Origin of the sequence: Humisphaera borealis (assembly GCF_015169395.1) — a bacterium.
Taxonomy (GTDB): domain Bacteria; phylum Planctomycetota; class Phycisphaerae; order Tepidisphaerales; family Tepidisphaeraceae; genus Humisphaera; species Humisphaera borealis.
Map to the genome: position 1 here is coordinate 6,074,321 of NZ_CP063458.1, position 12,243 is coordinate 6,086,563.

Here is a 12,243-nt window from a genome sequence, read left to right on the forward strand (position 1 = left end):
CTAGGCTCGCCGGACCGTACAGATTCCGAAAAGATGTCAACACGTTGTCCACTTCCGACTGAATTCAGCCGGCACCCCACAACGTCACTTAAGGACTTATGATCGCGATCTTAGGCCGCGCCCGACAGCCTTGGCGGCGGCAGGTGAAACTGCCCGGCGATCGCGGCACGCAACGGCTTACTGAAATGGAATCCCTGCCCGAACTGGCAGTCCAGCGACTGCAGGAGCATCAGCTGCTCTGGTGTTTCGATTCCCTCGGCCACCACGGTGATGCCCAGGTTTCGCGCCAGTGTCACGATGGCATGCACCAGAGCGGCAAAGTCCCGGCCTCGTGACAAATTGGAGATGAACGATCGGTCGATCTTCAGCACGTCGAACTCGAACTCGTGCAGGCACGACAGCGACGAATGCCCGGTGCCGAAGTCGTCCATCGCCACACGTACGCCCATGGACCGGAGCCGCTTGATCGTGCGCGCCGCAGTCTGAGCGTCGCGCATGACGGTGCTCTCGGTCACTTCCAGGTGCAGCGAATGCGGATCGAGCGCATAGGCGGATAGCAAGCTTTGCAGTTTGTCGGGCAGGCCGGCGTTCATCAGTTGAATGCGCGACAGGTTGACCGCCACGCTGGTGGGGGCGGCGGTGCCAAGGTCTCTCCGCCAGCTCGCCAGCTGGCGGCACGCCTGCTCCAGCACCCGTTCCCCAATCGGCACGATCAGCCCGGTGTCCTCGGCAACCTGAATGAAGTCTCCCGGCGCGACAATGCCGTGAGACGGACGGTTCCACCTCAGCAGCGCCTCGAATGACGATACCTGTCCGCTGTCGAGCGAAACGATCGGCTGGTAATCGAGATAAAACTGATCGAGGTCCAGCGCCTTGCGGAGGTCGCTCTCGAGCGTCATGCGATTGTCCGCCAGTTGCCGCATGGCAACGTCGAAGGTTGCATAGCGGGCCTTGCCGGCCTGCTTGGCGGAATACATGGCGGCGTCGGCGTCGCGCAAAACCGCCTCGGCACTTTCGCAACTGATGTCGCTCGTGACGATGCCAATACTCGCCGTGGAAACCACTTCGTGTTGCCCCAACGAGTAGGGGGCCGAGAGGACGCTCAGCAACCGCTCGGCGACCACGTGGCAATCGGCGATCGATTGGATGCCTTCCAGCAGGATAACGAACTCGTCACCGCCGAGCCTTGCCGCGTCCTGGACGCCCGCGGCATCGGTCGCAACCGAAACAACATCGGACCGGCGCAGCACGGTCCGCAGCCGCTGGCTGATGCCTTTCAAGAGCGCGTCGCCGTAGTCGTGGCCGAGGGTATCGTTGACGATCTTGAACCGGTCGAAGTCGAGAAAGAGCACGCCGAACCGATACGATCGGTCTTCGTGGGCGCGGCGGACGGATTTCTGAAGCCGGTCGAACAGCATCGCCCGGTTCGGCAGGCCGGTCAGCCGGTCGGTGGTCGCCGAGCGGCGAAGCTCCTGTTCCATTCGATGGCGTTCAGTGACGTCTACGAACGCGGTGATCGCCGCCCGTGGCGCGGTGCGGCCGGGCTCGAAGACCGGCTGGCTGTTGACCAAAAGCCACGACGTATCGCCGGTGGGGTTCTTGACCGCGAGCATGACGTCGCGCTGGGGCTGACCGGTCCGCAGTGCGACGATCGCAGGCTCGTTACGGCGCTCAGAATCCCGCCCGCCTTCGGCCGCCGGTTCCCAGAGGGATTCACCTGCCATACGGCCGAGCAGGTCGTCCGCGGGCACGCCAAGGATATCCCCTGCGGCCCGATTGCATTCGATCACCATGCCGTCGAAATCGCTCACGACGACTCCAGCGGGCAGGGCATCGAACAGCGACTGGTACTGGGCCTGACTCGCGGCCAGTGCCTCGGAGAGTGCAAGTTTCGAGGTGACATCGACCGCAGTGCCGAGGTAACCGGCAGGCTTGCCGTCGGCCGTGCGATGGCAGGTGAGCGTCAGTTCGACCGTGAGTCGGCCCCCGTCCTTGCGGACGTACGTCCAGGTACGTTCGGCCGGATGTGAAGGATCGGCCAGCCGGGCGATCAGTTCGAAGGGTGTGCCGGGGCGATCCGGTCGGTCGGCGCATGCGGCGAGGCGTTGCGTCAGTTCGTCGGAATCGTGGACCGCTGCCAGTGGCTTGCCGATCAGCTCCGCGGCCTGAAAGCCCAGCATCCGTTCCGCGCCGCGATTAAAGATGTTGATGTGGCCGGCGGCATCCGTGCCTATAACGGCCAGCTCGACCGCGGAGTCCAGAACTGCCCGCAGCTGCGCCTGCGTCGCGGCCAGTTGATCCTGGATCGACGGCGCATGCGACGACTCCACGCGCTGGTCGCGTCGATCATCGGTCGGCTGTAACCCGTCTGCCACGAATTTCCTCTTCCTGTCTGCCCGATCCGCAATGCCGAGACTCACTCCGAGTGTCGGCTGTAGCGGGCGGTGCGTTCAGTGGGAACGGGCGAAAGCGGGTATCCCCGACATGGGTCCGATAATCCATCATCGCAGCCCAAGCAGCACGCGACCTAAAGCACGACAAAGCGCGGCCGAATCTGCTGCCGCACGTAGGTCCGTGTGATGTCCATGGTCCCGCCGTCGCCGGGCTTTCCGTGCGCAGTCAACCACTGCTGGCCGCGTTCGAAGAACTCATCGAACGCAGCCGGCGACATCTGCTGGGCAAAGTGGGTATCGCGCCGCAGCGGGATGATGCGGCAGATCGGATCCCCCTTTTTGATCTCGATCCTCTTCTGACTGCGATCCAGTTCCAGCACCGTGTGCCACGGGTAGCTCGCCGGGAACCAGTCAGTCTCGATCAGCGCCGACATTGCCCGCCAGGGGCGCTGCAGGTTCGGAATGTCCGTCATCAGCAGGATCTCGTTCGGGTCGGTCTTGAGGAACAGGAACGTGCTGACCTTCACCTGGTGATTGATCGCGGCATAGACATCGTCGCTGATGACGTGCGGCAGCTTTTGCCCCTTCTGCCAGAACCAGGCGTACTGCTGCGTGAGCGGCCGGCCGATGGGGGCGTCGCCGTCGGCGTCTTCAGCACCGGAATCGACGGACGGCGGGCTCCAGTCGAAGTCGCTCTCGATGACGAGGTCATCCTCGACTTTCCAGTCGCCGTCACGCTTGCGTACGAGGGTGAGGTCGAAGTTGGCCAGCAGGTCAAAGCCGTAGGCGTTGGCACCGCGAAGTGGCGGGCACTCCTCCGGCCAGCCCTTGCCGCCGGTATGCTTGATGTAAATGTCCTTCGCCGGCTCGGGGTCGAAAAGGTCCTGGCGGAACTTAAAATAGTGGAGCATGTCGGGTCGAAGTGTACCGGCAAAACACGGTCCGGGCTCGCCAGGGCCGGCAACACCCGCCGTACGCCGCGTCAAGTAGCAGCGACTGATGTCCCTGCCTGTACCCCGCTGAGCGGGCCCGCGGGGCCGGAAAGAACTCCTTCTTTTGCGGCAAATTTCTGCTCCGCATTTGCGGGCGAGGCGGATAGCTTCACTGAACCAGTCTCTGCCTTGGACCACTTTGGACGTCCCAGGAGCGACGACGACTGACGGAGATCTCGCCCATGACTCGGCCCAACTTGCTCGAATCCCTTGAATCCCGACTGCTTTGGTCCGCCGCGCCGGTGCCGGCGGCGGCTTCGCTGCCCGTCGGTTCGGTCCCGCCTCCCTTTGGCGTCACCTTTGGCGTCGCCGAATCCACCACGATCAACGCGACGGCCGGCAAAGTCTTCGCGGGGCCGGTGGGCAAGATCAAGCAGGTTTCGGTTGCAAACGTGAAGCTGCTCGCCACGATCGATTGGGGCGACGGGCAATCCTCGCCCGGCTTCGTGTACAAGCTGCCCACCGGCAGCTTCCAGATCACCGGCAAACATACCTGGAGGTTCGGCGGCACCTATGCCGTCACCGTGAGCGCGTGGGGCGTCCCCGATGCACCGCCCGGCGTTCCCGTCCCTGCGATCGCCTACCCGTTTCCGACGATCTTCAGCAAGGCGATTGTCGAAGGGCCGGCCGCACCGCAGCCGTTCAAAGGCACCGGCGTCACGCTCAATCTGACGGCCGGGGCGTCATTCAACGGATCGGTCGGCGGCTTCGAACTCGCAAATTCGCCGACGATCGGCGCTCTCTCGGCGAGCATCGATTGGGGCGACGGCACATCGTCCGCAGGGACGGTCGCCAAGTCGTCCGGCGGCGCCTACCTCGTGAACGGTACGCACATCTATGACAGAGCTGGCACGTTCGCGATCAAGACGACCATCAAATCCGGCCCGCCGATCGGTCCCGGCCCGCAACCCCTCTTCCCGTCGCGCGTCCTCGGCACGATCGAGAGCAAGGCTGTCGTCACGTCCGGCACCCCGGTGGACCAGGGAACGGCAACGCTGGTGTCCGGACTGCTGACCGTCCGCGGCACCAACCTTGCCGACAAGATTGACATCACCCAGATCCCCGGAGCGGCTGGGGCGACGGCGGAGAAGGTTGTCGTCCGGATCAACACGCAGACGTTTTCCTTCAGCGCCTCGGCAGTGAAGAAGGTCGAGGTTTACGGTCGCGGCGGGGCGGACGACATCAACCTGCACGGCGAACCTCCGCCCACGCCCATCATCGATCCTCCGCCGCCATTCCCCATCCCTGTGGGAACCGGCCTCAGCATTCCGCTGCCCAGCATCGGGCTGCGCGTCGCCGCCACTGTCTACGGCGGCTGGGGCGACGACACCATCCTCGGCGGCCGGAGCAATGACACCCTGCTCGGCGGACGGGGCAACGACCAGCTCAACGGCGGGCTCGGCACTGACAAACTCTTCGGCGACGACGGCAATGACTCCCTCACCGCCTCCCCCGGCAACGACAGCGCCTATGGCGGAGCCGGATTCGATATCGCGATTGTCATCGGCACCGGCGTCCCGCCCCCGCCCGACAGCCCGCCACCCGTGTTCTACTTCTTCGGCTACGTCGATCCCGACGTCGAAGTGGTCGCCATTCCGCCGTGAACTGACGCGGCTCAGGCCGCCGCCCGGCGGGCAACAGGAGTAGATGGTATGGGTATCATCCGTTGAACGCTTTCATATCCGCGTTCACCGTGATGAAATCCATGCGATTCGACTCGCGCCGATCGGCCTAACCATGCGCTGTTTTCACGTCGCAGCACTTGCGATCACCGTTCTATCCGCCGCCGCTTCGGCAGCGCCGATTGATTACGCCCGGCAGATCAAGCCGCTGCTCCACGAAAAGTGCAACGCCTGCCACGGGTCGCTCAAGCAGAAAGCGGGTTTGCGAACCGATGCCGTGCAGTTGCTGCGTGCCGGCGGCGACGGCGGGGCGGCCATCGTCGCGGGCAAACCGGATCAGAGCCTGTTGATTCATGCCGTGGAAGGAACCCACAACGCTCAGAAGATGCCCAAGGACGGTGCGGCGCTTTCAGCCGAGCAGATCGGACTGCTGCGCGACTGGATCGCACAGGGCGCGATCGCCGAATACGAGGTGGTTCCGCTGAGCCCCGCCGAACACTGGGCGTTCAAGCGACCGGTGCGACCTGCGGTATCCGCTGTCAACACACCGGCGGGCGAGGTTCGCAATCCGATCGATGCGTTCATCGAATCCGACCGGGCACGCCTGGGGTTGTCGCCTCTGGCCGAGGCACCGAAACACCTGCTTTTGCGACGCGTGTATCTCGACCTTGTCGGCGTTCCACCCACGCCGGCAGAGATGGACGCCTTCCTCGCCGACGGCTCCCCGAGCGCCTACGAAAGCGTTGTCGACCGCCTGCTCGCCGACAGTCGCTACGGCCAGCGGTGGGGGCGACACTGGATGGACGTCTGGCGGTACGCCGACTGGGCCGGGTACGGGAAAGAGATCCGCGAAAGCCGACGCGGCATCTGGCGGTGGCGCGACTGGATCATCGAGTCGCTTAACGCCGACCGGCCCTACGACGAGATGCTACGGCTGATGATCGCCGCAGATGAGATCGTCGGATCGACTGGCGCAAGCAGTTCCGGGGTCGCCACACCTTTCAACACCGCCGACCTTCGCGCCGGCGGATACCTGGCGCGGAGCTGGTTCAAGTTCAACAAGAACGTCTGGATGGACAATACGGTCGAGCACTTCGGCAAGGCATTTCTAGGCCTGACCCTCAACTGCGCCCGGTGCCACGACCACAAGTACGACCCGATCGAACAAGCCGAGTACTACCAGCTGCGTGCGTACTTCGAGCCGATTGACGTCCGCTCCGATCCCGTCCCTGGCCTGCCCGACCCCGAGCAGGACGGCATCGCGATGGTGTACGACAAGGATGCCGCGGCACCGACCTACCTGCTGCACCGCGGCGACGAGAAGCAGCCGGTCAAAGACCGCCCGATCGCCGCCGGAACACCTGCGATCTTCGGAAATGCCGAGCCGATTCGGCCGGTGAATCTCGCGGCGGCGGCCTGGTATCCGGGCTTTCGTGACGGCGTCCGGAAAGACCTGCTGGCCAAAGCGACGGCGGCCGTAGAGGCCGCCCGCGCCGAGGCAGACAAAGCGGCCGCGAACACCAAGGACCTTGCCCGCGCAAAGCAGGCCGCTGCAGAAGCAGAGCTCGTCGCCGTCGCAGCCCGCCTCGAGGCCGATGACGCCGGCTACTCGTCAGATACGACACCCGATCGACGCAAGGCTGCGGCCGAGGCGGCCCAAAAATCCGAGCGTGCTGCGGCCGTCGCCAGGGCCGAGGCGACGGTGCTTGCCGCAGAACAAGCACTCGCCGAGGCCCAGGCCGCAACCCGACCAGCGGCCACTCGGCCGGCTCCAAAACCAAAGAAGCCTGCCGAAGACAAGGCCAAGGCCGTCGCCGACGCCCGCAAAGCACTGGATACCGCCAAGGCAGACCAGGGCAAGCCGCTCGACGGCAAGTACACCGCGCTGACCGCAACCTATCCCACAACGAGCACCGGTCGTCGAACGGCGCTTGCCGCGTGGGTGACATCGCCGAAAAATCCGCTGACCGCCCGCGTCGCGGTCAACCAGATCTGGATGCGGCACTTTGGCAATCCGCTGGTGCCGACCGAGTTCGACTTCGGCCTCAACGGCAAGCCGCCGACCCACCCGGCCTTGCTCGACTGGCTCGCCGTCGAGCTGGTGGAGCGTGGCTGGTCGATGAAAGCCATCCATCGGCTCATCGTCACCTCGGCGACTTATCGTCTCTCCTCCGGCGGCACGGCAGATGACGGACCTTACGCCGCCAACGCCAAGATCGACCCAGACAACATCCGCCTGTGGCGTGCCAACGTCCGGCGAATGGACGCCGAGGTCGTCCGAGACAGTCTGCTTTCAGTCACGGGCAACCTGGACGCTTCGCTCGGCGGGCCGGAACTGGACGAAGGTGCTTGGCAAAGCAGCACGCGACGAAGTCTGTACTACCGCCACGCGTACGAAAAGCAGGGCGTCTTCGCTTTGGTGTTTGACGGCCCTTCGCCGACCGAGTGCTACCGGCGGGTCGAAACCGTAACGCCGCAGCAGTCGCTGGCGCTGGCCAACAGTGCACTCGCCGTCTCGAACGCGCGGCATTTGGCGGCGGAACTTGCCAAACAAGCGTCACCCGGCGACGGCGAGACGGGCTTTATCCAGTCCGTTTTCACCCGCGTATTGAGCCGATCGCCGACGGCCGACGAGCTCGCAACGTGTACGACCTTCATTGAAAAGCAGTCAGCATTGCTGAAGGACGCAAAGGCACTCAAACCGCACGATGGAATAGAGAAAGCCACCGTCCCGGCGGCAACGGATCCGGTGCAGCGTGCCCGGGAGAATCTCGTGCAGGTGCTGCTGAATCACAATGACTTCGTGACGATTCGTTGAGCCGTCGGGCCTGCGGTAGGAGCATGTAGCCGTACCCGTGTCCGACGACAGTGCCAGTGTAACCGACGGGCAAGCGCTCTTGCCCACGATACAACCATCATGGCCCACGACCCCTCCTGCCGCCGATTCCCGCGCCGAACCCTGCTCGCCAATCTCGGCATGGGCGCGACCGGTATTGCGCTGGCGGATCTGCTGCATTGCGACGGCGTAGCCGGCGCGGCGACGCCGGCGGCCGCGGACAACGTCAAGTCCGCCATCACCGCCGGGCTGCCACACTTCGCGCCGCGGGCCAAGCGCGTCATCTGGTTGTTCATGGTGGGCGGGGTGTCGCACCTGGAAAGCTTCGACCCCAAGCCCGAGCTCAACAAATACGCCGGCAAGGAAGTGAAGGATACGCCGCACAAAGCGGTGCTCGAAAGCCCGCTAACCAGGAACGTCCGCATCGCCGTTCAGAACGATGCCAACGGCCACATCCGGCCGACGCTCTACCCGCTGCAGATCGGCTACAAAAAGCGCGGCCAGTCGGGTATCGAAGTCAGCGACTGGTTCCCCCACGTCGGCGACTGCATCGATGACATCGCGGTCGTGCGGTCGATGTGGACCACCAACGACAACCACGGCGGGCAGCTTCAGTTTCACACCGGCCGGCATTCGCTCGAAGGGCCTTTCCCCACGATCGGCTCGTGGGTGCATTACGGGCTCGGCAGCGAGAACGAGAACCTGCCGCGGTTCGTCGTCCTCGGTACACCGCTGGCCGACTGCTGCGGCGGACAGAACGGACACGGCTCCGATTACCTGGGCCCCGAGCATCGCGGTATTCGTCTGAACGCCGACCCGAAGAACCCGATCCCTTTCGCCGCGCCGCCGGTCGGCGTGTACCGCGAAGAGCAGGAAGCGCAGTTCGACCTGCTTCGCGAGCTCAACGGCTACGCCGCCGTCGAATACCCGGCCGACGACGCGTTGCGGGCTCGTATCAAGTCGTACGAACTCGCGTTCCGCATGCAGGCGGCCGTCCCCGAATCGATGCGCTTCAGTGATGAAAGCGCCGCAACGCGAGAACTCTACGGCCTGGACAACGGCACCACGCGGCCCTTCGGCGAACTCTGTCTCGCCGCGCGTCGCTTGGCCGAGCGTGGCGTGCGCTTCGTGCAGGTCTATCACGGCAGCAACGGCGGGGCGGGTGCGTGGGATGCGCACAGCAACCTCAAAACCGGCCACGCGAACCTCTGCGCCCAGACCGACAAACCGATCGCCGGCCTGCTGAAAGACCTCAAAAGCCGTGGCCTGCTCGACGAGACACTGGTCGTCTGGGGCACCGAGTTCGGCCGAACCCCCGGAGCGCAAGGCGGCAACGGCCGCGACCACCATCCCTTCGGATTCAGCGTCTGGCTGGCGGGCGGCGGCGTGAAGGGCGGCACCGTCCATGGCGCGACCGATGAGATCGGCTTCCACGCCGTCGAACATCGTCACTACGTCACCGACCTTCACGCCACCGTGCTGCATCAGCTCGGCCTCGACACCCGCCGGCTCAACATCCCCGGCCGCAAACGGCTGGAGATCGATTACGGATCGCCGATGCGTGACATCCTGGCGTAACCGCACTGGCGTGATCACACTGCCAATGTCCGGCCCGCCGATTACGCCGATGGATCGGCATTCGTCACGCCGTTAGCATTCCGCCATGGCACGTCTGACACGATTGCTGCTCCGCGAAGACGTGCTCTGGGTGGGTGCGTTGGTCCTCATCCTGCTGTTCACCGGCCTTTCCGCCGCCGATCGCCCGGAGGAAGTCGCCGTACTCGATACCGCGCGTCAGATGCTCGGCGGCGGGTTTGATCGCTGGATGATTCCCCGTATCGAAGGCAGCGCAAGACTCGAAGGACCGCCGCTGGCCTACTGGTTGGCCGCCGGGTCTTACAAGATCTTCGGCGTTCGCGAGTTCGCCGGCCGGCTGCCGTTCGCGATCGCCGGTTGGCTGACGGCGCTGCTTACATGCCGATTCGCAACACGGCTGTACGGCCGTCGTGCCGGGTGGCTGGCAGGCGTCGGACTACTGGGAACCTGGCTCTTCGCCCGTCACACCCAACTAGCCGAACCGGACATGCTGGCGGCTTTGTTTGTCACGCTCGGGGTGTACGCAATTCATAACGCGTGCGATCCGAACAACCCCGCCGGCAAGCCGCGCAGATTGTTTCACATCGCCGGGCTGGCGATCGGACTTACCGCGCTAAGCAACGGGCTGCCGGCGGTCTTCCCGGTGCTGTTTCTTCTCGGAATCGCCGGCGCGTCCCGCAGCACCCAGCCACTGGTGCGGTTCGTCCGCAGCGGCGCGCCGCTGACAGCTCTCGCCGTCATGTTGCCCTGGTTGATCTTCGTCGTTCAGCGTCTCGGCAGCGATGCGCTGTTCATCGAACTGCGTGGCGCGATCTACGGCACCGGCGTTACTGAACCACTTTACAGCTACGCGCCCTGGCTCGTGGCAGGCCTCGCCCCGTGGACGGGGCTGGCGCTATTGGCATTGATCATTGCCGGCGCACGACTTCCGTACGACCGCCGCAGTCAGCGGGTCTTCTGGTGGCTCGGCGCGACACTGGTTCCGCTGCTGCTGATCGGAACACACCAGCGACAGTTTCTCCTTCCGGCGCTCCCACCGATCCTGGTTCTGACCGGATGGCTGGTCGATCGCTGGCTGCGAATGCCGATGTCCAGCCGGCTCGTGCGGTACTGCCGCCGAGTCGCGGTCGGAACGGCCGCCTGCCTGGGCGGGGCAATCGCGATTCCTTTCGCAGCCAGTACCGAACGCGGCACCCTCGGCTGGGCAGACGCCGCGGCAGTCGGCGGACTGGTGCTGCTGGTGGCGGCACTTTTCTGGCTGCGCGTGCGACTTCGATCGACGCCAGCCGCGGGCATCTATCGCACCGTTGTCGCTTCCGGCGTCGCGGTCACCCTGTTGGTCGGTCTGTGGCTGCCGACGCTCCAACCGATCAACGCCCGGAGCATGTCGCGCCTGCTGACCGACCAGTTCGGGCCGCGACAGTACTGCTTCTATGGCACCGGCGACCCCGCGCTGGCGTATAGCCTGCGGCGGTCGGCGCCGGTTCTTTCGCAACGCGAACAGCTCGAAGAACTCCTCGTTCGCGAGCCTCGAACGGTCGTGCTCCTGATCGGCGACAACTCGCAATCACTCCCCGGACTGCCGACCGGGCTCGTCGTCCGTGCGACCTTCAAGCAGGGCGTGCGAACACTGCACGCCTGCGAGTACGCGCCGGAAATCCTAACGCCGCCGGATGGCGTCATCGTCGGGCGCATCTCGCCGCAGGAACGACAGGTCAACCTGCTCGTCACGGGGGACTGGGGCCAGGAAACAATCGCGCAAGCCGAAGTCGCCGCGACTATGAGCCTGTACGGCGTCTGGCACCGCCCGCCGATCGACGCGGTGATGTTCGTCGGTGACAACTTCTACGTCCCGCTGCGCGACACGAACGATTCGGCGTGGCAGGTACTGTTCGAAAAGCGCTTCCGAACGTCAGACCTGCCGATCCCGTTCTACGCCATCCTCGGCAATCACGACTACGAGGGGCACAAAGACGGTGTCCAGTTAGCGTACGCCCGCGAACACCCCGGGACGCGATGGAAGATGCCCGCACGCTGGTATCGCGTCGATCTTCCGCCCGATCGCCCGCTCGTCACGGCTCTGATGCTCGACAGCAACCACTCCGACCTTACCCCGGCCGACTGGGCGGCCCAGAAGCGATGGCTCGCCGATCAACTGAGCCAGCCCCGCTCGGCCCGATGGACGATCGCGCTGGCGCACCATCCTCTGTTCAGCAACGGCATGCACGGCGACAGCGCCTTGCTCCAACGGGAGTGGGGCGACCTTCTACAACGCGGAAAGGTCGATTTCTATATCGCCGGTCATGACCACGACATGCAGCACCTCGAGATCCCGGGGTACTCGACGCAGTTCCTGGTTTGCGGCGGCGGCGGGGCGGAAATCCGTGCGATGCGCCGCGACGACCGCGGCCCCTTCTCCCGAAGCATGCACGGCTTTACGCACCTGCGGTTCGGCGAATTGGCGATGGAAGCCGCCTGCGTCGACCAGCGTGGAAAGCAGGCACACCTGCTGTCGCATCCGCCGGCCTCTGCTTCGTCCACTCGCCCGTCCGCCGATCCCCGTTAACGCCAGCCGACGCCCGCCGGCCATGCCAAACGACGCTGATGCGATCCGACTTTTGAAAGAGCCCGTCGCCACCCTTGCTTCAACCCGCCTCTTGCCGTATTGTTTCCCGCCCCGTCAGGTGTCCAACTGACAGGGTCAGGCGTAAACCCTGATGGCCCCATCGTCTAGCGGTTAGGACACGGCCCTTTCAAGGCCGCGACACGGGTTCGATTCCCGTTGGGGTCATCCGCGAATCATC

General features: G+C 64.8%; 6 protein-coding genes and 1 tRNA gene. 5 read left to right on the top strand and 2 right to left on the bottom strand.

What is annotated here, in order from left to right; genetic code table 11:
- Window positions 1-110: 110 nt before the first annotated feature.
- Both IPV69_RS22880 and IPV69_RS22885 read right to left on the bottom strand, forming a co-directional pair.
- Complete coding sequence (locus tag IPV69_RS22880; RefSeq protein ID WP_206292048.1) at window positions 111-2,375, bottom strand: sensor domain-containing protein; 2,265 nt, start codon at window positions 2,373-2,375, stop codon at window positions 111-113.
- A 152-nt stretch (window positions 2,376-2,527) separates the two neighbouring features.
- Entirely contained in the window at window positions 2,528-3,304 is a 777-nt protein-coding gene (locus tag IPV69_RS22885) for a DUF6065 family protein (protein WP_206292049.1), read from the bottom strand.
- A 263-nt stretch (window positions 3,305-3,567) separates the two neighbouring features.
- Between IPV69_RS22885 and IPV69_RS22890 the strand changes: the two genes are divergently transcribed.
- From IPV69_RS22890 to IPV69_RS22910, 5 genes are all read left to right on the top strand, one after another.
- Window positions 3,568-4,989: a calcium-binding protein gene (locus IPV69_RS22890; protein ID WP_206292050.1), complete on the top strand. Its 1,422-nt coding sequence runs from the start codon at window positions 3,568-3,570 to the stop codon at window positions 4,987-4,989.
- 133 nt (window positions 4,990-5,122) lie between these two features.
- Complete coding sequence (locus IPV69_RS22895) at window positions 5,123-7,825, top strand: PSD1 and planctomycete cytochrome C domain-containing protein (RefSeq protein ID WP_206292051.1); 2,703 nt, start codon at window positions 5,123-5,125, stop codon at window positions 7,823-7,825.
- Window positions 7,826-7,924: 99 nt separating this feature from the next.
- The gene (locus IPV69_RS22900) at window positions 7,925-9,421 is read left to right on the top strand and encodes a DUF1501 domain-containing protein (protein WP_206292052.1); all 1,497 of its coding nucleotides are present in this window, start codon (window positions 7,925-7,927) and stop codon (window positions 9,419-9,421) included.
- Between the two features lie 85 nt (window positions 9,422-9,506).
- Window positions 9,507-12,005, top strand: a complete 2,499-nt coding sequence (locus IPV69_RS22905) for a metallophosphoesterase (protein ID WP_206292053.1) — start codon at window positions 9,507-9,509, stop codon at window positions 12,003-12,005.
- A 153-nt stretch (window positions 12,006-12,158) separates the two neighbouring features.
- Window positions 12,159-12,230, top strand: a tRNA-Glu gene (locus IPV69_RS22910).
- Window positions 12,231-12,243: the final 13 nt, after the last annotated feature.

Coding starts and splice junctions, on each gene's coding strand:
- IPV69_RS22895 (WP_206292051.1), top strand. CDS start 5,123: ATGCGCTGTTTTCACGTCGCAGCACTTGCGATCACCGTTCTATCCGCC.
- IPV69_RS22900 (WP_206292052.1), top strand. CDS start 7,925: ATGGCCCACGACCCCTCCTGCCGCCGATTCCCGCGCCGAACCCTGCTC.
- IPV69_RS22885 (WP_206292049.1), bottom strand. CDS start 3,304: ATGCTCCACTATTTTAAGTTCCGCCAGGACCTTTTCGACCCCGAGCCG.
- IPV69_RS22890 (WP_206292050.1), top strand. CDS start 3,568: ATGACTCGGCCCAACTTGCTCGAATCCCTTGAATCCCGACTGCTTTGG.
- IPV69_RS22905 (WP_206292053.1), top strand. CDS start 9,507: ATGGCACGTCTGACACGATTGCTGCTCCGCGAAGACGTGCTCTGGGTG.